The organism is Janthinobacterium sp. PLB04, from assembly GCF_021165895.1.
Classification (GTDB): Bacteria; Pseudomonadota; Gammaproteobacteria; order Burkholderiales; family Burkholderiaceae_D; genus Janthinobacterium; species Janthinobacterium lividum.
This window is the reverse complement of the sequence record NZ_CP088968.1, coordinates 2,213,648-2,239,784: the sequence shown is the minus strand read 5'-3', so window position 1 is coordinate 2,239,784 and position 26,137 is coordinate 2,213,648. Positions and strand designations below refer to the sequence as shown.

General features: G+C 62.7%; 25 protein-coding genes. 12 read left to right on the top strand and 13 right to left on the bottom strand.

The annotated features are described in order from the left end of the window. Window positions 1-16 precede the first annotated feature (16 nt). Window positions 17-1,639 carry a type VI lipase adapter Tla3 domain-containing protein gene (locus LSO07_RS09895; protein ID WP_191909612.1) on the top strand — a complete coding sequence of 541 codons (1,623 nt, stop codon included), beginning with the start codon at window positions 17-19 and terminating at the stop codon, window positions 1,637-1,639. Here LSO07_RS09895 and pbpC read toward each other — a convergent pair whose 3' ends face one another. Both pbpC and LSO07_RS09885 read right to left on the bottom strand, forming a co-directional pair. After that, window positions 1,640-3,736, bottom strand: coding sequence for a penicillin-binding protein 1C (gene pbpC, locus LSO07_RS09890; protein WP_151094143.1), 2,097 nt, complete (start codon window positions 3,734-3,736; stop codon window positions 1,640-1,642). Window positions 3,737-3,753: 17 nt separating this feature from the next. Continuing rightward, on the bottom strand, window positions 3,754-9,504 hold the full coding sequence (locus tag LSO07_RS09885; RefSeq protein WP_225317235.1) for an alpha-2-macroglobulin family protein: 5,751 nt from the start codon (window positions 9,502-9,504) through the stop codon (window positions 3,754-3,756). A 470-nt stretch (window positions 9,505-9,974) separates the two neighbouring features. Here LSO07_RS09885 and LSO07_RS09880 point away from each other — a divergent pair, with 470 nt between their 5' ends. Both LSO07_RS09880 and LSO07_RS09875 read left to right on the top strand, forming a co-directional pair. Next, window positions 9,975-11,000, top strand: coding sequence for an OmpA family protein (locus tag LSO07_RS09880; protein ID WP_034786319.1), 1,026 nt, complete (start codon window positions 9,975-9,977; stop codon window positions 10,998-11,000). Between the two features lie 70 nt (window positions 11,001-11,070). Beyond that, window positions 11,071-12,018 carry a YihY/virulence factor BrkB family protein gene (locus LSO07_RS09875; RefSeq protein ID WP_070255091.1) on the top strand — a complete coding sequence of 316 codons (948 nt, stop codon included), beginning with the start codon at window positions 11,071-11,073 and terminating at the stop codon, window positions 12,016-12,018. A 61-nt stretch (window positions 12,019-12,079) separates the two neighbouring features. Here LSO07_RS09875 and LSO07_RS09870 read toward each other — a convergent pair whose 3' ends face one another. The 3 genes from LSO07_RS09870 to LSO07_RS09860 all read right to left on the bottom strand — a co-directional run bounded on the left by LSO07_RS09870 (window position 12,080) and on the right by LSO07_RS09860 (window position 14,297). Then, window positions 12,080-13,171, bottom strand: a complete 1,092-nt coding sequence (locus tag LSO07_RS09870; protein ID WP_070255094.1) for an AI-2E family transporter — start codon at window positions 13,169-13,171, stop codon at window positions 12,080-12,082. A 177-nt stretch (window positions 13,172-13,348) separates the two neighbouring features. Beyond that, entirely contained in the window at window positions 13,349-13,660 is a 312-nt protein-coding gene (locus LSO07_RS09865) for a BON domain-containing protein (protein WP_034786324.1), read from the bottom strand. 82 nt (window positions 13,661-13,742) lie between these two features. Then, a complete protein-coding gene (locus LSO07_RS09860; protein WP_034786326.1) occupies window positions 13,743-14,297 on the bottom strand; it encodes a hypothetical protein in 555 nt (184 codons plus the stop codon). A 266-nt stretch (window positions 14,298-14,563) separates the two neighbouring features. On the opposite strand from LSO07_RS09860, the gene LSO07_RS09855 reads away from it, so the two are divergent. The 3 genes from LSO07_RS09855 (at window position 14,564) to LSO07_RS09845 (ending at window position 15,577) form a co-directional block, all read left to right on the top strand. Then, a complete protein-coding gene (locus tag LSO07_RS09855) occupies window positions 14,564-15,010 on the top strand; it encodes a glycine zipper 2TM domain-containing protein (protein WP_034786328.1) in 447 nt (148 codons plus the stop codon). 67 nt (window positions 15,011-15,077) lie between these two features. Beyond that, complete coding sequence (locus LSO07_RS09850; protein WP_010396415.1) at window positions 15,078-15,230, top strand: DUF3309 family protein; 153 nt, start codon at window positions 15,078-15,080, stop codon at window positions 15,228-15,230. Window positions 15,231-15,274: 44 nt separating this feature from the next. After that, window positions 15,275-15,577 carry a hypothetical protein gene (locus LSO07_RS09845; protein WP_151093625.1) on the top strand — a complete coding sequence of 101 codons (303 nt, stop codon included), beginning with the start codon at window positions 15,275-15,277 and terminating at the stop codon, window positions 15,575-15,577. Between the two features lie 28 nt (window positions 15,578-15,605). Here the strand turns inward: LSO07_RS09845 and LSO07_RS09840 are convergent, their stop codons facing one another. The 7 genes from LSO07_RS09840 to LSO07_RS09810 all read right to left on the bottom strand — a co-directional run bounded on the left by LSO07_RS09840 (window position 15,606) and on the right by LSO07_RS09810 (window position 20,086). Then, a complete protein-coding gene (locus LSO07_RS09840; RefSeq protein WP_151093623.1) occupies window positions 15,606-16,760 on the bottom strand; it encodes a patatin-like phospholipase family protein in 1,155 nt (384 codons plus the stop codon). Between the two features lie 134 nt (window positions 16,761-16,894). Continuing rightward, on the bottom strand, window positions 16,895-17,233 hold the full coding sequence (locus tag LSO07_RS09835; RefSeq protein WP_034786335.1) for a hypothetical protein: 339 nt from the start codon (window positions 17,231-17,233) through the stop codon (window positions 16,895-16,897). Between the two features lie 21 nt (window positions 17,234-17,254). Beyond that, window positions 17,255-17,641: a phage holin family protein gene (locus LSO07_RS09830; protein ID WP_034758936.1), complete on the bottom strand. Its 387-nt coding sequence runs from the start codon at window positions 17,639-17,641 to the stop codon at window positions 17,255-17,257. A gap of 18 nt (window positions 17,642-17,659) precedes the next feature. After that, window positions 17,660-17,962, bottom strand: a complete 303-nt coding sequence (locus tag LSO07_RS09825) for a DUF883 family protein (protein WP_034786336.1) — start codon at window positions 17,960-17,962, stop codon at window positions 17,660-17,662. Window positions 17,963-18,020: 58 nt separating this feature from the next. Next, window positions 18,021-18,581 carry a ferritin-like domain-containing protein gene (locus tag LSO07_RS09820; protein ID WP_370385375.1) on the bottom strand — a complete coding sequence of 187 codons (561 nt, stop codon included), beginning with the start codon at window positions 18,579-18,581 and terminating at the stop codon, window positions 18,021-18,023. 168 nt (window positions 18,582-18,749) lie between these two features. After that, window positions 18,750-19,649: an OmpA family protein gene (locus LSO07_RS09815; protein WP_034786341.1), complete on the bottom strand. Its 900-nt coding sequence runs from the start codon at window positions 19,647-19,649 to the stop codon at window positions 18,750-18,752. A 32-nt stretch (window positions 19,650-19,681) separates the two neighbouring features. Next, window positions 19,682-20,086 (bottom strand): DUF4398 domain-containing protein, encoded by a 405-nt coding sequence (locus LSO07_RS09810; protein WP_051992010.1) that lies wholly within the window; start codon window positions 20,084-20,086, stop codon window positions 19,682-19,684. A gap of 258 nt (window positions 20,087-20,344) precedes the next feature. On the opposite strand from LSO07_RS09810, the gene LSO07_RS09805 reads away from it, so the two are divergent. Both LSO07_RS09805 and LSO07_RS09800 read left to right on the top strand, forming a co-directional pair. Continuing rightward, entirely contained in the window at window positions 20,345-22,381 is a 2,037-nt protein-coding gene (locus LSO07_RS09805; protein ID WP_151093620.1) for an AsmA family protein, read from the top strand. Between the two features lie 181 nt (window positions 22,382-22,562). Beyond that, window positions 22,563-22,781, top strand: a complete 219-nt coding sequence (locus LSO07_RS09800) for a glycine zipper 2TM domain-containing protein (protein ID WP_077401543.1) — start codon at window positions 22,563-22,565, stop codon at window positions 22,779-22,781. Between the two features lie 88 nt (window positions 22,782-22,869). On the opposite strand, the gene LSO07_RS09795 is transcribed toward LSO07_RS09800, so the two are convergent. After that, entirely contained in the window at window positions 22,870-23,646 is a 777-nt protein-coding gene (locus LSO07_RS09795; RefSeq protein ID WP_151093618.1) for a Crp/Fnr family transcriptional regulator, read from the bottom strand. Window positions 23,647-23,836: 190 nt separating this feature from the next. On the opposite strand from LSO07_RS09795, the gene LSO07_RS09790 reads away from it, so the two are divergent. From LSO07_RS09790 to LSO07_RS09775, 4 genes are all read left to right on the top strand, one after another. Beyond that, window positions 23,837-24,490 carry a glycine zipper 2TM domain-containing protein gene (locus tag LSO07_RS09790; RefSeq protein ID WP_151093616.1) on the top strand — a complete coding sequence of 218 codons (654 nt, stop codon included), beginning with the start codon at window positions 23,837-23,839 and terminating at the stop codon, window positions 24,488-24,490. A gap of 169 nt (window positions 24,491-24,659) precedes the next feature. Further along, window positions 24,660-24,902: a hypothetical protein gene (locus LSO07_RS09785; RefSeq protein ID WP_034786348.1), complete on the top strand. Its 243-nt coding sequence runs from the start codon at window positions 24,660-24,662 to the stop codon at window positions 24,900-24,902. Between the two features lie 183 nt (window positions 24,903-25,085). Further along, complete coding sequence (locus LSO07_RS09780) at window positions 25,086-25,232, top strand: lmo0937 family membrane protein (RefSeq protein WP_010396376.1); 147 nt, start codon at window positions 25,086-25,088, stop codon at window positions 25,230-25,232. A gap of 202 nt (window positions 25,233-25,434) precedes the next feature. Then, complete coding sequence (locus tag LSO07_RS09775) at window positions 25,435-26,070, top strand: OmpA family protein (RefSeq protein ID WP_034786394.1); 636 nt, start codon at window positions 25,435-25,437, stop codon at window positions 26,068-26,070. Window positions 26,071-26,137 lie beyond the last annotated feature (67 nt).

Below are 26,137 nucleotides of genomic sequence, written 5' to 3'. Positions count from 1 at the left end.
CTTGCTGGAGTTCACAATGAGCAGCAAAATATGGAAGCACCTGCAATGGTTCTTGCTGATCCCGCCCATCGTGGCAGCCACATTGCTCGGCTCTCGCTGGCTGCATGCGTCCAAGCCTGTGGCCGTCGCACAGCCACAAGTGCAGCAGGCGGCGCCCAGCGAACAGGACAAGCGGGAATATGTGCTGGAAGTCATCGGTCTGGGCGTCACCCTGGACAAATACCGGCAGGGAAAACTGTGGGAAGCGCTACAAAAGGGAAACGCCTACGCCAGCATCCGCGAACAGGACAAGGAAAAATACACCTGGGATGCCATGCAAAGAGCTGGGATAGCAGGTGGCCGCGGTGGCGACACGCTGGAAAATGGGGCGAGGGATATTCCCATGTACTTCGGCGTCCCCGTTTTCAATGCTGAGCCACCGATCTTTAATTCGCGCATGCTGGACAGCCCCGACTCGCCAGCCATAGGCCTGGCCGGTGGCGCCGCGTCATCCGGTCTGCACTGGCATCTGTTCGCCAGTGGTCCGCGCCGCCTGAGCGAACATCCGGAGCGCATCCTGGAAGACGTATTTGCCTTTTTCGATGCCCATCCCGACGTGCCTTACATTGTGCTCAATTCCGAAGACAGCATGCCAACGCGCAACCTGTACAGCCCGGACAACTCGCCGCCGCTCACACATGACGGCCGCTACATTCCCGAAATGCCCGACGCCTCGGCCCTGTTCGTGCTGGCCCGGCGCGAGCGCATCGATGCCGTGCGAAAGTTCGCCTACGACGATGCACCGCCCGAGGATAGCGTCGATGACTTGAATACCTACGGCGTGGCGCGGCGCCTGTATCTGGCCTACTATGACTTGATGGGCACCGTGCCCCAGGAACGTCTGGAAAGCGATCCGGCAGCCACCACCCGGCGCCAGCCCACGATCGCCGAATGGCTCCCCGTCGCCGCACAATTCGCCCGGCGTCCCGACATCCGCGGCACGGGCAGCTTCAGCATGCTCGACAAGCTCCAGCACAAGACTTATCACCCACCGAAAGACTGGCAACCCACGCCCTGGTTTCCCTTGCCGTTCAACAAGGAGCAACTGGCGCAACTGGACCGCCTGCCCACCTTCGGCTTCATCCACAGGCCCACGTTCGTCAGGATGCTCGACAAGGAGGGCAAACCCTTGACGCGCAAGGACCAGCGCGAACAGGCATTGCAGGCGGGCTGGCAGGAAGCCTTGCGCAGCTTGCCGGAAGCCGAGCGTCCCGCCGCACCGGCACGCCTGGTCGCCGCCACGGGCGGCAATCAGGCGCAGCTGGTTGCGCTGCACAAGACCTTGCTGAAACATGCGGAAGATGGCGGCACGGAACTCGACAGCGGCAACACGGCGCAGTGGATCGACACGGATCAGCGACTGGGCAACACGGGCGCGGCCACCCTGTTCGTGCAGATGGCCATCGGCGTGATGGGCAGCTACCGCGATGGGGGGATCAGCGCCGTGGTGAACCTGCGCAATCCGGACGAAGCGACCATCGTGCTGGTCAGCCCGCCATCGGAAGAAAAACGCCGCACACAAAAGCATCCGCACGGCGGCGATGTGCTGCGGCACTACGTCACGCCAGCCATCGATCCGGCGAATTATCCATCGAACTGATTATTTGCCCTGTGCGGCAAGCTGCGCCAAGGCATTCCCCCGCACCTGAAACGCCACCTGCGCCACCGTCTTGCCGGCGCCGTCGACGAGCGCCAGCGCATGCTTGCCTGGCACGGGACGCCAGCTGATGCTCTCCGCTGCGCCGCCCATGTCCTTGCCATCGAGCACCCAGCGCAAGGCGTGGCTGCCCTGGGCCTGGAAGAACACGCGCTGCAAGGCGGGCGGGATGTCGGGATCGATGGCGAGGATGCTGTCTTCGGCCGGATACACGATGGCGGGTGGCTTTACGGTGTCGCCCAATACGGCGATGACGGGGCTTTCCGTGCCGGCGATAAACCATTCGCGGCGCGGCGCTTCCAGCGCGGGCTGGTACGCCACCATCTGCTGCAATACGCCGGGCGGCGCTTTCGGGGCATGGCTGGGCACGTTCTTGTGCAGGTAATCCATCACGTCGCGCCACACGGGCGCGGCGCCCGTCACGCCCGACACGTCCCACATGGGCTTGCCGTCGAAGTTGCCCACCCAGACGCCCACCGTGTAGCGCGCCGAGTAGCCCATGCACCAGTTGTCGCGCATGTCCTTGCTCGTGCCCGTCTTGACGGCGCTCCAGAAATTCGTCCCTAGCTCATTGCGCAAGCCAAAGGTCATGCTGCGCGCGGCGCGGTCGGCCAGGATGTCGCCGACGATGAAGGCAGCGCCCGGCTCCATCACGCGGCGCCGGTCCTTGCCCGCCTGGCCCGGCTGCAGGCTGGCCGTGCTGTACAGCCCGCCATTGGCCAGCGCACGGTAGGCGTTGGCCAGTTCCAGCAGGCTTACTTCGGACGAACCCAGCGCCAGCGATGGGCCGTAGTATTCGGCCGGTTCCGTCAGGCTGGACAGGCCCACATCCTTGAGGCGGTTATAGAAGCCGTCCTGCCCCGTCAGCAACACCGTGCGCACGGCGGGAATGTTGAGGGAACTGGCCAGGCTGGTGCGGGCGCTGACATACCCTTTGAAATTGCGGTCATAGTTTTGCGGCGCATACATGCCGGACGCCGTGGCGACGTCGAGCGGCGAGTCGTCCATGACGGACGCGGCCGTCATCAGCCGGCGCTCAATGGCCAGTTCATACAGGAACGGTTTCAAGGTGGAACCGGCCTGGCGCAGGGCCGCCACGCCATCGACATGGCTGCCTCCCGCATTGCCCACATAGGCGAGAATGTCGCCGCTGCGGTTGTCCAGCACGATGATGGCGCCATCGTTGACATTGCGCTCGCGCAAGGACGCCAGTTGCTGGCGCAGGTTCTCCTGCGCGAAACGCTGCAAGGGGCCGTCCAGGGTGCTGGCCACTTGCGCGCCCGGCTGTTTCAACAGTTGCTGCGCCACTTGCGGCGCCGGCGCCAGCTCCGCATACAGGGCGTTACGCTGCAAGGCCGTCTGCACGCGCTGGCCGATCAGCTGGCAGCTGCTGTCCATGCGCCACTCCTTCGCCAGCGCGCAGGCGCGGCGCGTGACGGTGGCCGGCGGCGCATTCGGCGCCCGCACGAGGCTGGCCAAAATGATGCCATCCGTCTGGTTCAGGCCCGACGGTGCCTTGCCGAACAGGCTGTACGAGGCGGAGGCGATGCCCTGCAATTCGCCACGGAACGATACGAGGTTCAGATACGCTTCGAAAATCTGCGCCTTGCTCCAGCTATCCTCGATAGCCTGGGCCGCACGCATCTGGTCCCATTTCTGGCGCAGGCTGCGTCCGCCCGAAGACGCCTGCAAGTCCGCGTCCAGCTGGCCTGCCAGCTGCATGGTGATGGTCGAAGCGCCCCGAGGTTTCTTGGAAAACAGATTGTCCCAGGCGGCCGTGGCCAGCGCGGACACATCCACGCCGCCATGGCGCATGAAGCGCTGGTCTTCCGCCAGCAGCACGGCCTGCTGCACGGCGGGAGAGATGTCTGCCAGCGGCACCCACGGCAAGCGGCGCACTTTCATGTCCACGCGCAAGGATTGCAGCGGCACGCCGCTGCGGTCCAGCAGCTGCGCTTCCGAACTGCGGTACGCGGCCTGCACCTGGGCCGGCGTCAATATCGCTTCAGCGAAGACCGGGCCGGCCAGCAAGCCGCCCATCAGTAAAACAAACCCTTTCACTGCGCCACCTTCACATTCGCGTTCGGCGACTCGCCAAACATCTCGGGCGAATACATGGCTTCGATGCGCGTGGCCGGCAAGCTGAAATCCCCCGCATTGTTCAGGCGCACCGTGTATTCCACGCTCCAGTTACCCTTTGGCACGAAGGCGTAATACGCGCGGAAAGCGTCGAACGCCCGCTCTTCGAACGTGGGCCAGACCCAGCCCGTGGATTTTTCGCCCGCCGTCAGCAGCTGCGAATCGCGCCCCAGGCCGTTGCCCAGCACCGTGGCGCTGGCCGGGATCGGGTCGTCGACCACTACCCAGCTCATGTCCGCCTGCGCCGACAAGTCCAGGCGCACGCGGTAGACATCGCCGCGCGACCAGGCGCCCGCCGTCTTCTGTTCCACCGGCATAATGGTTTTCTTGATCGTGTAACCGCTGGAGACGGGCGCCTTGAGCGGGATGGCGGCCAGGCTTTGCACGGTGGCCCAAGGCTTGCCCGTGCCGCTGTGCGCCAGGCCCAGGGTGTCCGTGCCCTTCGGCCACGCTTGCAGCACGGGGCCGACCTTCGCCGCGCCATTCCACACGAGGGCTTGCGTATCGGTGCCCAGCTTGACGGCGCTGGCGCCCGTCACGGGCGTAGCTTCGAACTTGGCCGAGAACTTGGCGATCGCCAGGGTGCCCCAGGCGTTGGCCACCGTCGTATCCCAGCGACCCTTCTTCTGCCGGCCCATGCTGCCGCGCACCAGACGGCCGATGTCGTCCTTCCACGCCGGATTGTCCATCACGGCCAGCAGCAGCCGGTTGGCGTTGACGTCGCCGGAGACCATCAGCCACCACCAGTTATCCTTGCGCTCGGTGGAAAAACCCATGGTCGTGCCCTGGAAATTCAGTCGCGCGCGCAATATCTGCTGCGCCTCGGCCAGCAGGACATCGCGGCGCGCCAGGCTTGGCGTGCGTTGCAGCAACAAGCTCCAGTCGATGACGGCGGACGTCGGCCACAGGTTCGGGCTGATGCTGATGTTCTCCAGGGCATCGGGCGGCACCTTGTTCGAACGCGACAGCGCTTCCAGCGCGGCCAGCTTGCGCACGGCCAGGTCGGTCGTGTCCAGCGCGGAACGGCGCACGATGCGGCCCTGCACGAAGGCCGTCAAGGCTGCCTCCATGCGGTTCTTCGTCTGTTCGGGAATCGCATAGCCCGCCTCTTTCGTTGCCGACAGCACATACGCCGTCAGGCTGTCGCTGCCCTGCTCCATGATGGGGAAGTATTTCAGCAGGCCGTCGCTGTCCAGGTAGGCGGGCAGGCTGGCGGCCAGCCTGTTCCACGCATCCTGGTCTTGCAGGGCGATGGCCTTCGACGTGTTTTGCTCGAAGCAGGTGTACGGATAGGCCGCCATGTACTCGCGCACGCCGGGCAGCTCGCCGCCCAGTTTGGCGACAAAGCTCGTCTGGATGCCGCCCCGGCCCGGCAAGGCGCCGGACGGCATCTGCACGGACATGTTGATGGGCTTGTCGATTTGCTGCAAGGTGGCTTGATACGTGCGCATGGGCGTGGCCTGGCCCACCTTTTGCGTGATCTTGAGTTTATCCGTATGGCTGCCCGCCTTGGCGACTATCTCCCACACAATGCTGGTCGCGCCGAGCGGCACCTGATAATCCCAGCCCGTTTCGCGCGCTTCACCCGCCGCCAGGGTCAAGCTCTGGCGCGGCAAGGCTTCGCCGGCCGCGCTGGCGTTGAGGTCCACGCTCAAGGATGCGGCCGAGGTGTTGCGCACGGTAAATCCGGCGCGCAACTGGTCGCCTTCGCGCACGAGGGTCGGCAAGCCCGACATCAAGATCAAGTCTTGCGAGCTGCGGATATCCGTACTGCCCGTGCCAAACAATTCCTTGCCGGCGCTGGCGATGGCGACGATGCGAAACGCCGTCAGCGAGTCGTTCAGCGGCACTTGCACCGTCGCTTCGCCTTTTGCGTCGAGCTTGACGGAACCCTTCCAGAACAGCAGGGTGTCGAACAGCTCGCGGCTGGCGCCCTTGCCGCCGCCACCGCCGGCCGGGAAGGCCTTGCGGCCGAAGTGGCGCTTGCCGATCACCTGCATCTGCGCCGTCGCCGTTTCCACCTGCAGGCTGCGCTGCGCCATCATGGTGTCGAGCAGCTTCCAGCTATCGTTGGGCATCAGTTCCAGCAAGCCCGTGTCGACGGCTGCCAGCGCCACTTCGGCGCCAGCCGGCAGCGGTTTGCCATCGGCGCGGCGCACGCGCACGGACACTTCCGCCTTGTCGCGTGTTTTATATACTTCCTTGTCGGACACCACCATGACGTTCAGTTCATGCGCCTGCCAACCCACGTTCAGCGGCGCAATGCCCATCTTGTAAGCGGGCTTGCCCAGGTCCACCAGGGCCGTCGGCTGCACGCCATCGACCCTGCCCCGGACAACAAACACGGAGACATATACATTCGGCGCGTAGTTTGGTTTGACCGGGATATTCACCACCGGTTCCCGGCCATTGAGCTGGCGCACATAGGTGTCGAGGATGCCTTCGCGCTCGACCGTGATCAGCGCCGTGCCCGAACGGAATGGCATGCGCACCTGCAAGCTCGCTTCCTGGCCCGGTTCATAGCGTTTCTTTTCAGGCAGCACATCGATGCGGTCATTGTCGCTGGCGTTGAACCACCAGTCGCCGCTGCCGGCCACCCAGGTTTCGCGGTTGGCCACCGCCGCGTTGCCGGACGTATCCTGCGTGCGCGCGCGCAAAATCAGATTGCCGCTGGCGGGCGCCTTCACGTCGCAGATCAACAGGCCCTTGGCGTCCGTCTTGCCCGAGCATGCCGGGCCCAGCTTGACCACTTCGCTGCTGTTTTCATATGCATAGAAGCCGCCGATCAGCCGACGGCGGTGCGAATAGCTGTTGCGCTGGAAAAAGTCGACGGCGACCGGGGCGTTCGCCACCGGCTTGCCATTGGTACCGAGTACGGCCACCGTGAACTTGAAGGCATCCTTGCTCAGTGCCCAGGCGTCGGGCTTGATGCCGATCACGACGTTCGATGGCCACAGTGGCACTCTTGTCGCCACGGAGGCCGTCTCGCCATTCGCATCCTGGAAGGCCATTTCCGCCACCAGGTCGCGCGGCGTGGACAGCTGCGGCAGCTGGTCGATGACGATGCGCGCGCCGCCCGCCTTGTCCAGGGTCAAGCTTTGCGTGCGCGCGGCCGTGGCGCCAGCACCGGCACGCCCGCCATTGCCCTCGTCCTGCCACTCGCCCTCATCGTCGTCGTAACCGGTGCCCTGTTTGACGAGGCCTTCCTTCACGTCGCCATTGCTGAAGCTATAGTCGGGATAGTCGGCAAAGGTCACGCTCTTGTCCTGCAGCACCGTGCGCAGCTTGACGGGCGCGTTGGTGGCGGCGCCGCCGGCCAGATACGTGATTTGCGCATCGAGGGCCAGCTGTTTCGCCTGCACGGCGGGCGCCTTCGGCCCCTGCAGCACGGCTTTCATGGTCGGCACGCGGAACGCTTCCACACGGAAACTGCCGGACGGGCGGCCCGCCATCGTCACGCTGTATTCGCCCTGCTTGGCATCGGCGGGAATGAGCCAGTCGCTTTCCGCCGTGCCGCTGGCGGACCAGCGCAGGGGCAGCTGGTAGTTCTGGTCGCTGCCCTGGTGCGTGATGACGATGGAGGTGGCACTGCCGGGGCCGTTGTTCTTGTCAACCAGGCTCATGCCTTCGCCCGTGTGCTTGCGGATGAAATGCTTCATGTGCACGGTTTCGCCGGCGCGCAGCAAGGTGCGGTCGAATACCGTGGCCAGCAAGGTGTTGTCGGCGCGCGTGTCGTCCGTGGGCAAATTGAAACGCCAGGCTTCGATGCCGCCCACCCAGTCCGACAGGGTGAACGTCATGTCGCCGCCGCTGCGCGCACTGATAAAGTAGCGGCCATTGTTCTTGCACGAGGAATTGGCCAGCTCGCCGGGGATGTGCGCCACGCCGTCCGCGCCCGTGGTGCCTTGCCACAGCAGCTTGCCGGCGCAGTCGCGCACGGCCACTTGCGCTTTCGCAACAGGCGCGCCATTGTCCAGCGACGTCACCCACACGAGCGACGATTGCGCGCCATGCTTGAAGTGGGCCGCCAGATTCGTCACCAGCGCGGCCGTGCGGATGTAGGCCGTCGTCGGTTTGCCCAGCAAGGCCTTGCCGAGGATGGGGCTGGCCAGCTCGACCACATAAAAGCCGGGTTTCAGCAAAGGAATGCCGATCACTTCAAAGGTTTTCCTGCCGTCCGGACGAGGCAGGCTGATGGGGCGCGTGCCGGCAGCGTCGGCCAGCACGGATTTGCTCATGTTGCCCGCATATTGGGCGTACGGCTGCCAGTATTCGCCCCCGTCGCCATTGCCGGCCAGGCGCCGCATCCACTCGATGATGAACTTGTCGTCATTGTCGGGCACGCGCAAGGTGGCGCCCGTGGCGGCAGCTGGCTGGGCGACTTCCTTGCCGGAGAGCACAGGCTCGATATTGCGCACGGTGACGGGCAGCAAGCCATCGCCCTTGGCTTCGATGATGCCGAACGGGGCCGGGAACTTCAGCAGCGGCGGCTGTTCGCCCGTGCGCACCGTCATGGGGAAGCGCGCGCGGTTGAGCAAGGCGCGGCCCGCGTCATCCGTCAGCTTCGGCGGCAGGGCCAGCACGAAACTGGCCTGCACGGGAAACGGGCCATTGAAGGTGGCGCCATACAGGAATTCCGCCTTTTCTTCTTCTTTTGCAATCGTCGGCGCATACGTCTTGCCGCCGCCCTTCAGGGTCATGGCGCGTACCTGCGCCGCGCTCACGGGCGCGGAAAATTGCACGCGCATGGGCAGGAAGGGAATGCACTGCTCCTTCGGATTGCTGCGCTCGCAGCTGAACTTGGCCGTGAAATCGGGACGCGTCTTGAACTGCAGCGTTTGCGCCTTGTCCGTGGCGATGCCGCTGGCGCTGGCGATGCCCTCGCCCCACACGAGCGACACCTTGGCGTTGGCGGGAAAACTGCGCTTGCATTGAAACACGGTCACAGGCAGCGGCGGCGCGCCCTTGCTGGCGACGGGCATGCCCACTTTCCACAGCGTGCCCCGCTTCTTGAAATACACGGTCAGGTAGCGGTCGAGAAAACTCTTGCGCAGGGTCAGTACCTGCTCGAGTTCCTTGCCCACAAGCTGCCGCACGGGAATCTTTTCATTGATGCCATCGGCGCGGCAATACGCGTTGGCGGCCACGCTGGCGTCGTTCGGCACGGCGTCGAGGCCCAGCACGAAGATCTGGTTTTCATCGATATACGGCTGACCGTCATATGGCACGGCCTCGACGATGGCCGGACCGCCCGTGGAAAAGCGGTAGGATGCCGTCCCCTGCAAGGGCTTGCCTGCCTGGTCCTTCAGTCCCGATTTCAAGCTAAAACTGCACGCCACGCCGGCCGGCAAGTCGCGTTCGAAATCGTAGTTCCAGTTGCGCTCGTCGGCCCAGCGCCCCGCGCCCGCCACGGCGGCAGGTTCGGCCTTGCCACAATCGATGGCGAACGGCGCGGGCAAACCCATGTCGCCGAACGGCACCATCGGCGTGGAGAACTGGGCCCGTACCTGGCGCACGGCCTTGACCGTGCCGCTCGGTGAAAACAGGGACACGCCGCTATCGGCCCAGGCCGGCATCGCCATGCCCAGCGACAGCAGCACCGCCAGCAGACCCAGCGGGGCCAATTTGCCGGACAACGGGGAAGAAACAGCACGGGGGTGGTCAGGCACGGGTAACTCCTTGATGAAAAGTGGCGGAGCTGACTGCGGCGCACGATAGTTGCCCGAGAGAAGCCCGGAAAAACAACAGAACGCGGCAGGAATACAACATCAATGTAATATTAGTTATCAAGCTCATCATTGTTGCTAATATACAGTGGCATGCTGGTAACAAGTCGTACGATTGCCTCCAGTTACGGCGCCAGGATATGGCCGTGATTGCAAAATTTTCCGGAGGCGAATTAGTTTTTTTCAACACCGAAGTAGTTGTCGTGAATCTGCAACACCATTGATATACAACAATGCTTTGTGCGCTAACGCACCGACCACGTGAACCTGCAACCGTATTCTCTACTCCAACAGCAGTGCATTTATCGCAAGAAAGCGCACCTGGAATTGTTGTCTATCTCTAGCAAAGCATGTCTGGCAGTTGTCGCATTGATGCATTAGAGAAAATCTCTTATCAACGTTGGGAGTTACTTGTGAATAATCTAAAAAAAATCGCCGTTGCCGCCGCAGTACTGTGCTCCGCCCTCGGCGCACAGGCCCAGGAAATCAATCCTTCCTGGTACATTCAACCTAGCCTCAACGCACTCAAGCCAGATTCCGACTTCGCTACGGATAAAACCGGGTATGGCGCAGGCTTGCGTTTCGGTAAACCTGTTTCCCAGGACTGGGATATCCAGCTGGGCACCACGTATGCCCGTTCCAAGGATGGCCAACAGCGCTACCAGCAAAATACGCTGGGCGTAGACGGTCTGTACATGTTCTCGCGTAAAGCCTTCCGCCCCTTCCTGCTGGTCGGTGCCGGCATGCAGCGCGACAAGGACACCAGCTTCGCTTTCGGCGAACGCAAAAAGAGCTCGCCTTACGCCAGCGTCGGTCTGGGCTTCCAGTCCACGATCAACGATCAACTGTCGTTCCAGGCTGACGTGCGCAACGTGCACGGCTTCCTGCGCGGCAATACGTTCGACCCGAGCAGCAAGGCCAACAACTACTACGTCACCGTGGGCCTGAACTTCGCGTTCGACAAACCACCTGCACCGCCGCCACCACCGCCACCGCCGCCAGTGCGTGAAGAAGTCGTCGTGGTCGTGCCGCCACCACCGCCGCCACCGCCAGCACGCTTTGAAAAAGTGACGATGGCAGCAACGGAACTGTTCGCGTTCGACAGCGCCAAGCTGGGCCCGACACAGACCAAGCTTGACGAAATCGCCCGCGTGCTGAACGCAGCGCCGGACGTCAACAACGTCGTCATCAGTGGTTATGCCGACCGCATCGGTTCGGCCAAGTACAACCTGAAACTGTCGCAGCAGCGCGCTGATGCAGTCAAGGAATACCTGGTCGCCCACGGTGTCGCCGCCAACCGCCTGACGGCCGAAGGCAAGGGCTCCACCAATCCTGTCGTCACCTGCGATAACAAGAAGCGTGCCGACCTGATCAAGTGCCTGGAACCAAACCGCCGCGTTGAAGTGGAACAAATCACCATCGAACGCCGCGTGCAGTAAGCTAAACAGTGGTACGCCACTTGTGAATAAAAAAAGGGGCTCGCGCCCCTTTTTTGCATTGAAAGCCACCATGAATATTTCTACCCGCTATCCCAGACTGGCCGGCCTGGCGCCGTTCAGCAAGCAGATGCGCAGTGTCATCGTCTGTTCCGTCACCGAATGGCTGGAACACCGCGCCTCGAGCAAGGGCGCGGCCCTCGCCTATTACACCCTGTTTTCCATCGCCCCCATCCTCGTGCTGGTGATCGCCATCGCCGGCTTTTTCTATGGCCCGGCCGCCGCGCGCGGCGAACTGATGGGGCAACTGCAGGGATTGCTGGGCACGCAGGGCGCCGAAGCCATCCAGCTGGTGCTGGCCGGCGCGAAGAACCATGAACAGGGACGCATCGCCACCCTCATCGCCAGCGCCCTGCTGCTGTTCGGCGCCACCAGCGTATTTGCCGAACTGAAAGCCAGCCTCGATGAAATCTGGCAAGTACCGCCGCTGAAGGAAGCGGGCGCCTGGGACATGCTGCGCACGCGCTTGCTGTCCTTCGGCCTGGTGCTGGTGCTGGCCTTCCTGCTGATGGTGTCGCTGGTGGTCAATGCGGCCATGGCCATCCTCGCCAACTTCTGGGAAGGCGTGTGGAAGGACACGGCCGTGCTGTTTACCATCCTGTCGAACCTGATCGGCTTTGCCGTCATCGCCAGCCTGTTTGCCGTCATCTATAAAATGCTGCCGCGCGTGCGCCTGTCCTGGCGCGACGTGCTGATCGGCGCCATCGGCACGGCCTTCATGTTTTCACTGGGGAAATATGCCATTGGCGTGTATATCGGCAATAGCGGCGTGGCCAGCAGCTATGGCGCGGCCGGTTCGCTCGTGGCCCTGCTGCTGTGGGTATATTATTCAGCGCAAATCTTCTTCCTGGGCGCCGAATTCACGCGCCAGTTCGCCCTGCAGCTGGGCAGCATGAAGGATATGCCGAAGACGGACGATGGCGATGTGCAAGTCAAGATACTGAAACGCCACCAGTCCTAAGCGATACGTCTGCATGCAACAACGGCGCCCGCGGGCGCCGTTTTCTTTACGTTGCCGCAAGCTATTCGCCCAGCAGCTCGGCCACCACTTCCATGCCCTGCACGCGCTCGGCCACGACCTTCACGATGACGATGATGGGCACGCCCAGCAGCAAGCCCCAGACGCCCCACAGCCAGCCCCAGAACAGCAGGCTGATGAACACGGCCGTGGGATTCATGCGGGCGATGCGTCCCGTCATCCAGGTGGTGACAAAGGTGCCCACCAGGGTGGCGATGGCCATCGACGTGCCCGTCACCAGCAAGACCATTTCCAGCGATTCGAACTGCAGGAAGGCAACGAGGCCCGTGGCGATGGTGATGAGCAAGGGGCCGAAATACGGCATGATGTGCAGCAAGCCGGCCACGATGGCCCAGGCGCCCGCGTTTTCCAGGCCGATCACGCGCAGGGCGATCCACATCAGGACGGCCAGCAAGCCATTCGTGACGAGCAGCATGAACATATAGTTCTGGATCGACGTATTGATGTCTTCCAGGATGTGCACGGTGACCTTCTTGCGGCTCAGCGACGGCCCCGTCAGCTTGACGAGCTTGCGCTTGAAGGTGTCGCCCGACAGCAGCAGGAAAAACACGAGGAAGATGACCATGGTGGCCTGGCTGAGGAAGCCCACCAGGCCCAGCGAGCCGGCCCAGACCCAGTCCATGATCTTGAAGTTGGGCGCCTCGGCGGCGGCCGCGCGGCGGTTGTTGCGGCGCGCTTCGGCGCCGGCGGCCACTTGCTCGATTTCATTGGCCACGGCCTGCATCTTCTGGAAGGTGCTGTTCTTGCCGCCCGTACTGGCGGCGATCAGGCGCGACAATTTATGCGTGGCGGCCGGCAATTCTTCAACGATGGATTCGAATTCGCCCTGCACGCGCTCGACCACGACGATGGAGCCGAACAGGATCAGGGCCGTGACGGCCGTGGCGCCGATGGCGCGCGGCAGGCGCAGCTTTTCCAGCCAGGCGACGACGGGATTGAGGGTGTAGGCGATGAAAATGCCGAAGATGACGGGAATGAGGAATTTCTGTGCCCACTGCAGCGCATAAATGAAGCTGACGGTGGCGATGATGCCCAGCGCCATGCCACGCGCATTGACATGCAGCGGCAAACGCAAGGATGAGTCTGGCTGCTCCGCGGGCGCGCCGGGAGGTGGCCCGGCAGGCTCGGTGGAGGCAGCCGCCACCGGCTCGGGCGGGGTATCTGTAGGCTGGATATGCATGCGATTCCCGCGACGGTCGGTGGAAGGCCGCAGGGCCAGCCCTGGGGCTGGCCGCTGCGGCAGGTCAGGCCATTACTTGACGCGGATGTCGTTTTTCACGGACTTCACGCCCTTGACGCCACGGGTGATTTCACCCGCTTTGGCGGCATCGGCTGGCTGGGCCACGAAGCCGCTCAGCTGAACCACGCCCTTGAAGGTTTCAACGTTGATTTCCGTCGATTTCAAGGTAGGCTCGTTGAAGATGCTGGCTTTCACTTTGGTGGTGATGGCCGCGTCGTCGATGTACTCGCCCGTGCCTTCCTTGGTTGGGGTCGAAGCGCAACCTGCAACAGCGAACAGGGAAGCGACGAAAAGGCCAGTAGCGATAGATTTGGTGAATTTCATGGTTTTTTCCTTAGGAGTGGTCAATCAATGTGCTCACAATGAGCTTCTTATACCAGTTTGGTGACTGCGCGCCGGAGGGAGCTCAGTAACCGAACTGGGTTTTTGCAGCCTTGATACAGTCATCCTTGGCTGCGCCGGCTAGTGCATCGCATTTTTCTGTCGCGACCTTGTACTCGGCTTTTCTTTTTGCTTCACGCGCATCGCTGCGCGCTTCGATGACTTTCTTGTCTGCCTTGGCATCGGCCAGGGCCGCCACCTTGGTGGACTTGGCCAGCTTGACGCAGACATCCTTGTCGTTGCCCGTCAGCGCATTGCAGCGCGTCAGGTCGACGTCGTAATTGGCATCGGCAATCTTGATGCGCGCCTTGGTGTAGGCGCGCAGGGTATTCGTGTATTGCGCCTGAGCCACAGCTTCATCGTAGGTGCGCACGGCCTTTGCTTCGGCGATGCAGACATCCTTCGGGTTGCCCGTGATTTTTTCGCATTCCGCATGGGCCAGCTTGTAATTCAGGCCCGCCTGTTCATTGGCCGCCTTGTAGGCTGCTTTTGCTTCCGGCGTGGCAGCCACGGCCTGGCCGCCCCAAGCGGCGCACGCCAGGCTGACAACGATGGCGGTGAAAAGCTTATTCTTGTTCATGTATTTCTCCCTGGTAGTGACAAGCATGTCTGCTTGGCATGACTACCGTTTTACGTGGATCGCCGCCTCTCTTCTGTACGCTGCCGTACACAAGTAATTTATTTTGAAAGCGGAAGCCAGACAGGGATAAATAACAACGTTTTGCTGGATCGTCCCGGTAAAAAATACCATTATCGGCACCAAATAAGTACGTGCGGCAGCGTACAGACCGGAAACAGGGGCATGACTAAGATGGCACTACACCCTCACCTCGTCAGGAGAATAAAATGAAAACCAACGCCACCTTGGCTGCACTGATGCTCGCCGCCACCGCCGCACTGAGCGGTTGCGCCACCGGTCCTTCCCAGTCACAACAATATTACCCGGCCAACCAGCCTGAATCCGCCATGTACGGCACCGTCGACTCCATCCAGATCGTGCAGGGTGGCGGACAAACCAGCGGCGCGGGCGCCGTGGTCGGCGGCATCGCCGGCGCACTGCTGGGCAATACCATCGGCTCGGGCGGCGGACGCACGGCCGCCACCGTGGCGGGCGCCGTCGCCGGCGGCGTCGTGGGCAACCAGGTGGAAGGCCGCAGGCAGCAAGCGCAGGCCTACCAGATCAGCGTACGCCTCGACAACGGCGAATACCGCACCGTGGTGCAGGACAACGCGAATGATTTGCGCCCGGGCAACCGCGTGCGCGTCGTTGACGGCCGCGTCTACCGCTATTAATTTTCGGCGGAGCTTGCCAACAGGCAGCCGCCATCCCGCATGAGTCATACGATAACAAGGAGTTGCCATGGGCACCATCATTCTGATCATCTTGATCCTGGCCCTGGTCGGCGTCCTGCCTACCTGGCCGCATAGCCGCAACTGGGGTTACGGCCCCAGCGGCATCGCCGGCCTGGTCGTAGTGATACTGATCCTGCTATTACTGACGGGCAGGTTGTAAAAAAAGGCGCTGCGGCGCCTTTTTTATTTCAAGGAGGAACTATCATGACTATCCACAACACACTCTTGGCCACCCTGTTCGCCTGCAGCCTGGCGCCTTTGGCACTGGCCCAGACGGCCATGCCGCAACCGGGCGACCCGCAACGCTGGTACCAGGAAGACAGCACGGCGCAAGCCCAGCTGCGCACCCTGCGCAAGGAAATCGCCGCCGCCCTGGCCGAGGCCAAAAAAGCCTGCCGTTCGGAACCATCCGCCGCGCGCGCCACCTGCCTGAAGGATGCGCAGGACACGTATCGGCAAGACATGGCCAACGCGGAAAAACTGCGCGAAGCGGCCCATCCGCAGTAGTGAAGCGTACTCTTGCGACTCGGCCTGATCAGGCGGCGTCGCGCTCGTAGGGCGGCAGTTCGTGCACCACGAGTGGCGTATCTTCCGTGACAAAGGCCAGCCAGCCGGCCGCCTTGATCGCGCGCAAGCCATCCTGGTAGCCCTGCTCCCAGCGCCACTCGATGGAGCCCCGGGAAAAATTGATATCCTTGGCCGCCATGTGCCAGTCGCGCCCCGCATACGGCAGGCGCACGATGTGCATGGTGCTGTCGCAACCGAGCGCCACCAGCTCTTCCGTCTGCTGGCGGTTGTGCTTTGTATCGGGCAGGCCGGCGTACAGTTCGCGCAATTTGCGCTGCAAGGTATGCGTATTGACGTAATCGGCGATATGCCGCTTCGAGCGCGACGCGAAGGTCACGTCCTTTTGCCGCGTCTGCACTTCGTCGAGCGTGGTCGGTTCCGGTCCTTCCGAGCTCCACAAATCGACCATGAAGACCAGGGTGTCGACGTGGGGCGTATCGTCAAGCACGGTTTCCAGCGGCGTGTTCGAGTACAGGGCGCCGTCCCAATATAAATCGCCATCGACGCGTACGCCGGCAAAGCCGGGCGGCAAGGCGCCGCTGGCGCGGATATGGTCCGCCGTCAGAGGCTGCTGCTGGCTGTCGAAACTGGTGAGGCTACCGCATTTGACGCGCAGGGCGTTGACGGTCAGGCGCATGCCGCCGGGCTGGTTCAGGTAATCGAAATCGACCAGATCCTCGAGGGTGCCGGCCAGTTCGCTGGTGTCATAGAAGCTGGCCTCTTCCGGCTTGACGGCGATTCCGGCGGGAAACAGGCTGAAGGCCCGCGGCTTGAAGAAGCCAGGCACGCCGCGCAGCACCGTATCGAGCGTGGCCAGCCAGATGTTCGAGCGGCGCTGCTGGTCCGATACCAGGTTCATGTCGATGCTGTCGCGGTGCGCCACGCGCTGCCAGAATTCCTTCAGACGCACGAGCCGGTCTTCGTGCTTGTTACCCGCCAGAATGGCGGCATTGATGGCGCCGATCGAGGTGCCCACCACCCAGTCGGGCGCCAGGCCATGTTCGTGCAGCGCGTGGTAGACGCCGGCCTGGTAGGCGCCCAGTGCGCCGCCGCCTTGCAGCACCAGCACGATGCGCAGGCGCGAAGGATTTAACTGATTGATCGGTGTCTTCGAATTCGTCATCAAGATAGCCCTCTGTCCGCCGCGCGGGTGCGGCGTGAATCATTGTAAGGGATTGCGCCTGCACGTGCCGGACGTTGGGTACGGGCAAAAAAAACGCCGTCAATGACGGCGTTCCTGTGCAACACGGCTGGCGTTCAGCGCTTGCGGCGCAGCCAGCTGGCGGCGACGGCGGCCACGGCCACGAGGACCAGGGCCGGCTTGACCAGCTTCTTGCGTCCGATAAACGATAGCGCCGTCAGCACATAGGGCATGGCGCCTTGCAAACGCATGCCGCCCGGCGCCAGCAGGGATTCGACGCGGTGGCCGGCAAAGCCGACCGCCGTTTCGACCACGCCCTGCAGCATCGATTCCGGGCGCAGCGCATAGCCCACGTTGGCGCGCGCATGCACGATGCCCACGCGGTACATTTCGCCCTGGGCGATCAGCAGGCGCTTGCGGGCGGCTTGCGCCGCCAGTTTGTCGTTGTCCGACATGAATTCTCCTCGTAATGCAGCTTACATCAGCATGTCGCGGTCAGCCTTCAATTCCGCCATGGTGGCCGGCATGGACAGCTTTCCTTGACGCAGCATGGCGCGCGCATACATGACCAGGGCGATGGCCAGCAGTACGAACACGACCGTCATGATCGCCAGGATCTTCCAGCCCAAGCTATCCCAGGCCAGAAAGACGATCAGCACGCTGCCGTAAGCGATGGCAAACAAGCCCGCCACGGTCGCCAGCGCGAAAATGACAATCAGCTGCAGCATGTGATTGCGCACTTCCGACAGTTCGATGGTGGCCAGTTCCAGCCGCGACAACATCAGTCCGACGGCGTTTTTGGCCAGGCCGGCGACCGAGCCGATCAATCCCGGCCCCTGGTGAGACGAAGCAGACTTGTCCATATCGCTCCTGACAGTGGATTACTTGCGGCCCAGGATGAAGCCGACCAGTACGCCGACGCCAGCGGCGACGGCCACCGTGCGCCATGGGTTTTCCTTGACGTAGCCGTCAGCCTGGGAGGCGAGCTGCTTGGTGGCAACGATGGCCGACGCTTGCGCTTCATGCGCCTTGGCCAGGGCGGCATCCAGGGTTTTCATGCCCTTGACGCGCACTTCATCGGCTTTTTCACCGGTCAGGGCGGCAGCGGCGCTGAACAGGGCTTGCGCATCCTTGACCAAGGTTTTGACATCGTTATTGACGGTGGTGATATTGTTTTCCAACATGGTTTAGCTCCTTAGCTGTGGATGAATGTAGTTACTATACCTACTTTACTCAAAAACACTATTCCATTAGATCGCGCATATCATCGGCGTGCTCTTCCTCGACAGCCATGATCTTGATCAACAAATGGCGTGTGGTCGGGTCTTTGTCGCCGATTTTCACGATCATCTGGCGATATGACTCGATCGCTACCCGTTCCGCGATCAGATTGGCACGCACCATGCTCTGCACGTCTTCAGAGTCATCATACTCGGCATGGCTACGCGCAAGCAATGTTGCAGGATTAAAATCTGGCTTGCCATTCAATTGCACGATGCGTTCAGCCAGCCAGTCGGCGTGCTCCTGCTCCTGCTGCGCATGTTCAAGGAACTCGGCCTTGATGGTGCCGTTGTCGCGTCCGCTCACCGTGTAGTAATGGCGCTTGTAGCGCGCAATACACACCAGTTCGGTGGCCAGCGCCCCATTCAACAGGGTAATCAACTCCTGGCGGTCGGCCTGGTAGCCGGCCGTCACGGCGCCATCGTCCAGGTTTTTGGCGGCAGCGCGGATGGCCGCCGTATCGATGCCAGCTGGAATCTCAACAGATGTTTGGGTCATGATGTTTCCTTTCAAGTCTTGCATGGGTATCCACCGGCCAAGCTTCGGCCGGTGCTGCCTACTAACAAATCAAACACTAGGCAAAACCGTAGCGAGCGGCAGTGAATTGTGGCCGAGAAGCGGAGCTGTGCTAGAGCACAGTGAGCATCGGAGGCCGCAAGTCGCGACGCGCAGCAGGTTTGGCCTGGTGTTTTAGCGGCGGGCGGGAATCGCGGTGTTATCTTCCGATAAGACGATTTCCACCCGGCGATTCAGCTGGCGGTTCGACGCCGTGTCGTTGCCGGCGGCCGGATAGGCGGCGCCATAGCCTTTCGTGGCGATGCGATCACGGCTGATGCCTTGCTCCAGCAGCGCATTGCGCACGGATTCCGCGCGGCGTTGCGACAATTCCAGGTTGTGCGCGGAGCCGCCCGTGCTATCCGTAAAGCCTTCGATCAGCACGGTGCGCTGCGGGTTGTTTTTCAGCACATCGGCCAGCTTGCGCGCCGTATTTGCGCCATCGGCCGTCAGGTTCGCCTTATCCGTGCCAAACAGCACATCACCCAGGGTGATCACCATGCCGCGTTCCGTTTTCTTGGCGGCCAGGTCGGCCAGCTGCGCTTCGAGTCCGGCGGCGCGCGCTTGCGCATCGCGGGCCGACGCTTCGGCCGCTTGCGCCTGGGCCTTGGCCGCTTCCGCATCCGCCTGCGCCGACTGGGCGCGAGCCGTGGCCTGGTCCGCCTGCTGCGTGCGCGCATCGAGGCGCAACTGGTCGCGCTGCTTGCCGGCGTTGGCGATATCGGCTTCAGCGGCCTTCTGCTTGGCGACTTCTTGCGCCGTGGCTATCTTTTGCTTGGCCAGGTAGGCCAGCTTGTCGACTTTTTCGCTATCTTCCTGGCGCGTGGCGGCCGCGTTTGCCGCTTCCAACGCAGCGCTCGCTTCGCGGAATTCGCGTGGCGCATAGGTCGACACGATCGGGTTCGATTGCGCCGCCATGTAGTCGCCGCGGGTCTGGTCGAGCAGGCTGGTGGTGGTCGGTGCGGAGCTGCAGGCGGCAACCAGAGCGGCCATGGCCAGCAGGCCGGGAATGGTAGTGTAGGTAGCTTTTTTCATGATGGGGTCCTGTTATTAGTTATTGTTGTTGCTTATTGTTTTGGGGCTTGCTGATTGGCACGGTCGAGCTCTTCGCGCATGACGCGGATGTTCTCGTTGATTTCATCAGCGGCGCTGGTGGCCTTGGCCGAATTGGCCTTGCTTTGCGCCAGCTTGGCATCGGCTTGCGCCTGGTCCGCCAGATCGCGCGCCGTCTTGTAGTCGCGGTCTTTCAATGCCTGGTTAGCCATGCGCATTTTTTCGCGGGCCGAACGCATTTCATCGGGCGCCAGGTCGGCGGCGCCAGCGCTGGCAGCGTTATCGACAGCGGCGCGCGACACGGCAACATCGGCCGTGGCGGGCGTTTTCAGGCTGGAGCAGCCCGTCATCAGGACGACAGCGGTAGCGCAGGCGGCCAAGGCGGCCAATGGGGACATCTTGAAATCTCGGTTTGTCATTTTTCTTCTCCTGGAGAATGTTAAGCAATAGGGTTCATACGTCGGTGCATCTGGAATCAGGAACTGCGTTTGATGTATGACGTTATAGGCTCCGGCTCCCCGCATATCCGTTCGGTGCCGCACATAGGGTAAGAAATCGACAATACTTGCATGGGCAACGTGCGCCAGCGCACGTGCCCGCCAGCAAAACCTGAAACAGGCCCGGCTTTGGAGCGATTCCTGTAGCATCGCAACTACTTGTCCAGAAAGAATCAGCTTATGCCGCTCTCCCGCCGTCAGAAAATCGCCCTCGCCAGCACCGCCGTGCTCATCGCCCTGCCCGTCACGGCTTCCATCATCGTGCTGAACATGGACTGGAACCGCGCCAAGCCCTGGCTCAATGCGCGCGTCAGCGATGCGTTGGGAAGGCCGTTTGCCATCGAGGGCGACCTGGCGCTGACGTGGCAGCAGCCAACGGCTGGCGGGCAAAAAAGCTGGCGCGACTATCTGCCGTGGCCGCACCTGCAGGCAAAGGACGTGCGCCTGGGCAATCCGAGCGCCATGACGGACACGGATGGCCAGGCGCAGCTGGCCAGCGTCAGCCAGCTGGCGTTCTCGCTCAATCCGCTGGCCCTGCTCGACAAGAAAATCATCATTCCGCAATTGCGCTTCGACACGCCGCAGGTGCGCTTGCTGCGCAACAAGGATGGCAAGAACAACTGGACCTTCGACAAGCAGGACCAGCCATCGCCTTGGCAGCTGGAATTGCAAAGCGTGGTCTTCAGCAAGGGCACCGTGTACCTGGACGATGGCGTCAGCAAAACGGCGATGCGCGCCGATGTCGACACCATCGCGGACGATGCGCGCTACGGCATCGCCTGGACCTTGTCCGGCAAATACCATGGAGAAAGCATCAAGGGTGGCGGCAAGGCCGGCGGCGTACTGTCGCTGCAGCAGCAGGGCACGCCCTTCCCCATCCAGGCAGACATGCGCGCGGGCGGCAGCAGCGTGGCCATCGAAGGCACCCTGACGCGCCCGGCCAACCTGGCCGCGCTCGACGTGCGCCTGAAGCTATCCGGACCCAGCATGGCGCGCCTGTATCCATTGACGGGCGTGCTGTTGCCGGAGACGCCGCACTTCAGCACGGAAGGCCATTTGACGGCGACCCTGGCGCCCCGCGGCGGCGAGTGGGTGTACGACAAGTTCAGCGGCAAGGTGGGCTCCAGCGACGTCCAAGGCAAGCTGGCCTTTTCCGCCAGCACGCCGCGCAAGCGCCTGACGGGTGAAGTCCACTCGCGCCTGCTGCAATTTTCCGATTTGGGTCCGCTGGTGGGCGCCGATTCCAGCGCCAGCAAGAAGGAACGGGGCGTGCCATCGACGCAGCCGGCCGGCCGGGTCTTGCCGGTGGAAACCTTCAAGACGGAGCGCTGGACCAGCCTGGACGCCGACGTGCGCTACACGGCCGACAAGATCACACGCGATGCCGAACTGCCGATCAGCAAGCTCGACACGCATGTGGTGCTGACGGACGGCGTGCTGTCCTTGACGCCGCTCAACTTCAACGTGGCGGGCGGCACCCTGACGTCGCAAATCAAGCTCGACGGCAGCGGCAAGGTCATCGCCAATGGCATCGCGGCCGAGCTCAAGGCCAGCGCCCGCCATCTGCACATCCAGCAGCTGTTTCCCCGCCTGCCGGCCCTGCAGGCTAGCGTGGGCGAAATCAATGGCGATGCGTCGCTGTCGGCGACGGGCAATTCCGTCGCCACCCTGCTGGGCAGCTCTAACGGCGAAGTGCGCGCGCTGATCAACCGTGGCAGCATCAGCAAGCTGCTGCTGGAAGAAATGGGCTTGAATATCGGCAGTGTCGTGCTGGCCAAACTGGCGGGCGACAAACAGGTCAAGCTGAACTGCATGGCCGCCGATTTCGCCGTCACCAAGGGACTGATGCGCACGCGCCAGTTCATCGTGGACACGGATGACGCCGTCCTGAATATCGACGGCACGGTGAACCTGGCCGATGAACGGCTGGACCTGACCCTGCGGCCGGACAGCAAGGGCTTGCGCATCTTTTCGCTGCGCTCGCCCCTGTATGTACACGGCACCTTCAGCAAGCCCGACGTGAGCGTCGACAAGGGCGTGCTGGCCCTGCGCGCCGGTGGCGCCCTGGCGCTGGCCGTGGTGGCGCCCGTGGCGGCGCTGCTGCCGCTGGTCAATACCGGCCCCGTCGAAGATAGCGAATGCGCGGCACTGCTGGCCCAGGCGCGCGTAAAACCGGTGGCGCCGAAACCTGGCAAGGCACCGCGCAAAAACCGGTAAGTCACACGTAGCCGTGCACGATTACAATTGTTACACCCCTATGTGCGTTGCCGAACAGACCCTGCCTTGCCACAATCCTATTCTGTAATCGTGCCTGAAACACCCAAGACGTGGCGATACGAAGTCTCACCGGCCCATACCATGCCGGCGCCACGAGGTCCGAATTCATAGGAGAACTATCATGCAAATCATTAAAAAAATCGCCGCTACCACTTCCGTTGCCGCCTTGCTGTTGAGCTTGACCGCTTGCGCCAACATGTCCGGCCAGGATAAAAACACCGCCATCGGCGCTGGCGTCGGCGCAGTTGCCGGCTCCGTGCTGACGGGCGGCAGCGCCATCGGCGCAGTCGGCGGCGCCGCAGTCGGCGGCGTGATCGGCAACCAGGTCAAGCCGAAGTAATTATTGATCGAGAAAGCGGGGTGGGTGCCCAGGCGCCCGCCCCGCTTTTTTGCGTCTGCGGCAGAAGGTTGAACGCCAGCAGGAAGAATCAGACGAAGACGTTGGCCATGCCGATGGCGCCGCTATCCTTGACCAGCTCGTAGCAGCGGCAGGACACGGCTTCCAGCCCCGCCGAATCGAGGATCTCGATATTGCCGCGGCTGTAGGTGATGAGTTTTTGCTGTTGCAGCGCGCTGGCCGCCTTGGTCACGCCGACCCGCCGCACGCCCAGGGTGTGGGCAAGAAATTCATGCGTGAGGTGAAATTTTTCCGACTGCAGGCGGTCGCGCGTGATCAGCAGCGAACGGGCCAGGCGCGCCTCGAGCACGTGGAAGCGGCTGCACACGGCAATCTGGATGGCTTGCGCCAGCAGGGTGTCCGTGTAGCGGTACAGCAAACGCTGCAGGGACTCGAGCTGGGCGAACTCGGCGCAGAACTCGGCCCGCCCGATGCGGCTGGCCGTACCGGAACGCTGCACCACGGCACGCACTTGCGCCACGTCATGACCGAGCGCGACGGACGCGCCCAGGACACCTTCGCGGCCGACGGAGCCCACTTCCAAGGTCATCCGGCCTTCCGCCACGGCCAGCAGCGAGATCAGGCAATCGCCAGGAAAATAGATGTGGCCGATAGGCTGGCCTGGTTCGTACAGCACCTCGCCCACCTCGACCGTGACGGTATCGAACAGCGCCGTCAGGTGCCGCAAGTCGTGATCGGGCAGGCTGGCCAGCAGGCGGTTGCCGGCGTCAAGCGCGCCCACGGGCGAACCCAGGCCGGATCGGCCTGCATCGCGGGACAGGGTCATGCTGGCAGTCGTTGGTGGCATTGCTTTTCCTTGGTGTCGTTACAACTCGACATAATTTTTACTTAGCCTACGGTGCAGTACCGGCCCTGTATGTACGGTGACGCACGGAAGCGGAGCAAGCGGCACAGCACACTGGCACTACACGCACAGAACAAGCATCAACAAACAGAACACGCAGCACCCTTTATTTAAAATAACCAAGGAGCCTTCCATGACTACCACCACCAAATCCCTCCATCCGCTGGTGCTTGCCGCCGCCGTCGCCGTCCTGCTGTTTTGCGGCGTCGGCACGGCTGCCCTGATGGGCTGGCTGCCTTCGTCCCAGGGCGATAGCCAGCCACTGGCGGCCAGCACCTCGGCCGAACAAATGGCCAACCTGCAGGCAAACCAGCCGCCAGCAAACTTGCAACCGGCCAGCGCGCAGCCGCTGGCCGCCCTGCCGCCACAGCAGCAGCAGCAACCAGTGCGCCAGCCGCAACCGCAGCAACCGCAGCAACAATACGCCGCGGCAGCCCCGGCGCCGCAGGTGTGCGCCAATTGCGGCGTGATCGAAGCCATCCATGAAGTCAATACGCGCGCCGAAGGCAGCGGCGTGGGCGCGGCTGGCGGCGCCGTCGTCGGCGGCTTGCTGGGCAACCAGGTGGGCGGCGGCCACGGCAAGCAACTGGCCACCGTGCTGGGCGCCGTCGGCGGCGCCGTGGCCGGCAACCAGATCGAAGGCAGCGTGCGCGCCACGCGCAGCTACAACATCGTCGTGCGCCTAGATAACGGCAAGACGCGCACCGTGCACCAGAGCGCCGCGCCAAACTGGCGCCAGGGCGACCGCGTGCGCGTCGTCAACGGCGGCTTGCGCGCCATTGGCTAAGGCATGGACCGCAGCGCTGCCGCCGCTGCAATAAGTTGCAAATTCAACACACGCCCGGCTTGTCCGGGCGTTTTCTTTTTAGCAATGTTCGTTGGCGTACAGATGAGCTTGCCGTCCCGCGAGATGATGCATTCAGGAAAGTTCAACGAAACGTCATCAAGGAGTAGCCATGCAAGACGACAAGGCAGGCAGCAACAGGATCTGGCTGGGCTTTATTGGCGGCGGCTTGCTGGCCACCGCGCTGGGCTTTTGCGCGCTGGATCTGGCGCCCGAAGCGGGCGGCCCCGTGTTCGGCGTCATGCTGCTGCTGACGGGCGGCATGGTCAGCTGCCTGGCCGGCGCCGTCGGCATGGCCGGCATGCTGGCATGGGTGCCGGGCATGGCCGATGAACACGCCGACCGCTCACGATAGTTAAGTCTTGTGTACGACAGCGTACAGAACGCAAGGGAAACAAAGTAGACACTTAGTCATGGCATCAGCGTTCAGCGACCCAGTCGCCGCGCAATGACAAGAACCGATGACGGCGCCACGCGCCAGCGCCTGCAAGGCCAAGGCCGTCGCCGTCATCCACACATTACTCTCGGAGGACACATCATGCTGTATACAATCGCCGTCGTACTCATCATTCTTTGGCTGCTGGGCCTGGTAACTTCCTATACCATTGGCGGCTTCATCCACATACTGCTGGTGGTCGCCGTGATCATGGTGCTGCTGCGCCTGATCAGCGGACGCGGTTTATAGAGGCCAATTTACTGGCCAGACGGGGCGGCGCGCGTGCGAACGGGCGCCGCCCTTTTGCCTGTAGTGCGCGCACACTGGCACGCCGCGCCATTTTGCAGTAACGTGTGCAGGTAATTCCTGGGTATGTCCCAATAACAAAACAAGGAGAAAATCCATGAAAGAAGCATTCAAAAAAGGCCCTGGCGCCAAATCCCTGATCGGCATGCTGGTGATCGCATTGGCCGCCAGCGGCTGCGCGGACATGTCCGCCACGCAACGTGGCACGGCCACGGGCGCCGGCGTCGGCGCGGGCCTGGGCGCCTTAATCGGCGGCACCACCGGTGGCGGCAGCAGCGGCCGCACGGCCGGCGGCGCCCTGATCGGCGCGGCGGCGGGCGCCGTGATCGGCAATATCTGGTCGAACCGCATGGAAAACCAGAAGCGCGCGATGGAACAAGCGACACAGGGTACTGGTGTGCAAGTAACGCAGACGGCCGATAACCGCCTGAAAATGGAAATCCCCAGCGATATTTCCTTCGACACCAACCGCGCCGACATCAAGGGCAATTTCCGCCCCATCCTCGACCGCTTTGCCGCCACCCTGAACGAAAACCCGAACACCACGGTCAGCATCATCGGCCATACGGACAGCACGGGCAGCGCTTCCATCAACGAACCGCTGTCGGTGGAACGCGCGGCCCACACGCGCGACTACCTGTCCATGCGCGGCGTCTCGCCAACCCGCGTCGTCACGGAAGGCCGCGGCGCCCGCGAGCCGATCGCCTCGAATGCGGATGCATCGGGACGCGCACGCAACCGCCGCGTGGAAATCTACGTAGCAGAGCTCGCTCCCCGCTAAGGCCGGGAAATCGCCATAAAAAAAGCCCGCTGGCAAATAACTTGCCAGCGGGCTTTTTTATTTAAAA

Coding starts and splice junctions, on each gene's coding strand:
- LSO07_RS09895 (WP_191909612.1), top strand. CDS start 17: ATGAGCAGCAAAATATGGAAGCACCTGCAATGGTTCTTGCTGATCCCG.
- pbpC (WP_151094143.1), bottom strand. CDS start 3,736: ATGGGCGGCTTGCTGGCCGGCCCGGTCTTCGCTGAAGCGATATTGACG.
- LSO07_RS09875 (WP_070255091.1), top strand. CDS start 11,071: ATGAATATTTCTACCCGCTATCCCAGACTGGCCGGCCTGGCGCCGTTC.
- LSO07_RS09865 (WP_034786324.1), bottom strand. CDS start 13,660: ATGAAATTCACCAAATCTATCGCTACTGGCCTTTTCGTCGCTTCCCTG.
- LSO07_RS09860 (WP_034786326.1), bottom strand. CDS start 14,297: ATGAACAAGAATAAGCTTTTCACCGCCATCGTTGTCAGCCTGGCGTGC.
- LSO07_RS09855 (WP_034786328.1), top strand. CDS start 14,564: ATGAAAACCAACGCCACCTTGGCTGCACTGATGCTCGCCGCCACCGCC.
- LSO07_RS09850 (WP_010396415.1), top strand. CDS start 15,078: ATGGGCACCATCATTCTGATCATCTTGATCCTGGCCCTGGTCGGCGTC.
- LSO07_RS09845 (WP_151093625.1), top strand. CDS start 15,275: ATGACTATCCACAACACACTCTTGGCCACCCTGTTCGCCTGCAGCCTG.
- LSO07_RS09840 (WP_151093623.1), bottom strand. CDS start 16,760: ATGACGAATTCGAAGACACCGATCAATCAGTTAAATCCTTCGCGCCTG.
- LSO07_RS09835 (WP_034786335.1), bottom strand. CDS start 17,233: ATGTCGGACAACGACAAACTGGCGGCGCAAGCCGCCCGCAAGCGCCTG.
- LSO07_RS09830 (WP_034758936.1), bottom strand. CDS start 17,641: ATGGACAAGTCTGCTTCGTCTCACCAGGGGCCGGGATTGATCGGCTCG.
- LSO07_RS09825 (WP_034786336.1), bottom strand. CDS start 17,962: ATGTTGGAAAACAATATCACCACCGTCAATAACGATGTCAAAACCTTG.
- LSO07_RS09820 (WP_370385375.1), bottom strand. CDS start 18,581: ATGCAAGACTTGAAAGGAAACATCATGACCCAAACATCTGTTGAGATT.
- LSO07_RS09815 (WP_034786341.1), bottom strand. CDS start 19,649: ATGAAAAAAGCTACCTACACTACCATTCCCGGCCTGCTGGCCATGGCC.
- LSO07_RS09810 (WP_051992010.1), bottom strand. CDS start 20,086: ATGACAAACCGAGATTTCAAGATGTCCCCATTGGCCGCCTTGGCCGCC.
- LSO07_RS09805 (WP_151093620.1), top strand. CDS start 20,345: ATGCCGCTCTCCCGCCGTCAGAAAATCGCCCTCGCCAGCACCGCCGTG.
- LSO07_RS09800 (WP_077401543.1), top strand. CDS start 22,563: ATGCAAATCATTAAAAAAATCGCCGCTACCACTTCCGTTGCCGCCTTG.
- LSO07_RS09795 (WP_151093618.1), bottom strand. CDS start 23,646: ATGCCACCAACGACTGCCAGCATGACCCTGTCCCGCGATGCAGGCCGA.
- LSO07_RS09790 (WP_151093616.1), top strand. CDS start 23,837: ATGACTACCACCACCAAATCCCTCCATCCGCTGGTGCTTGCCGCCGCC.
- LSO07_RS09785 (WP_034786348.1), top strand. CDS start 24,660: ATGCAAGACGACAAGGCAGGCAGCAACAGGATCTGGCTGGGCTTTATT.
- LSO07_RS09780 (WP_010396376.1), top strand. CDS start 25,086: ATGCTGTATACAATCGCCGTCGTACTCATCATTCTTTGGCTGCTGGGC.
- LSO07_RS09775 (WP_034786394.1), top strand. CDS start 25,435: ATGCTGGTGATCGCATTGGCCGCCAGCGGCTGCGCGGACATGTCCGCC.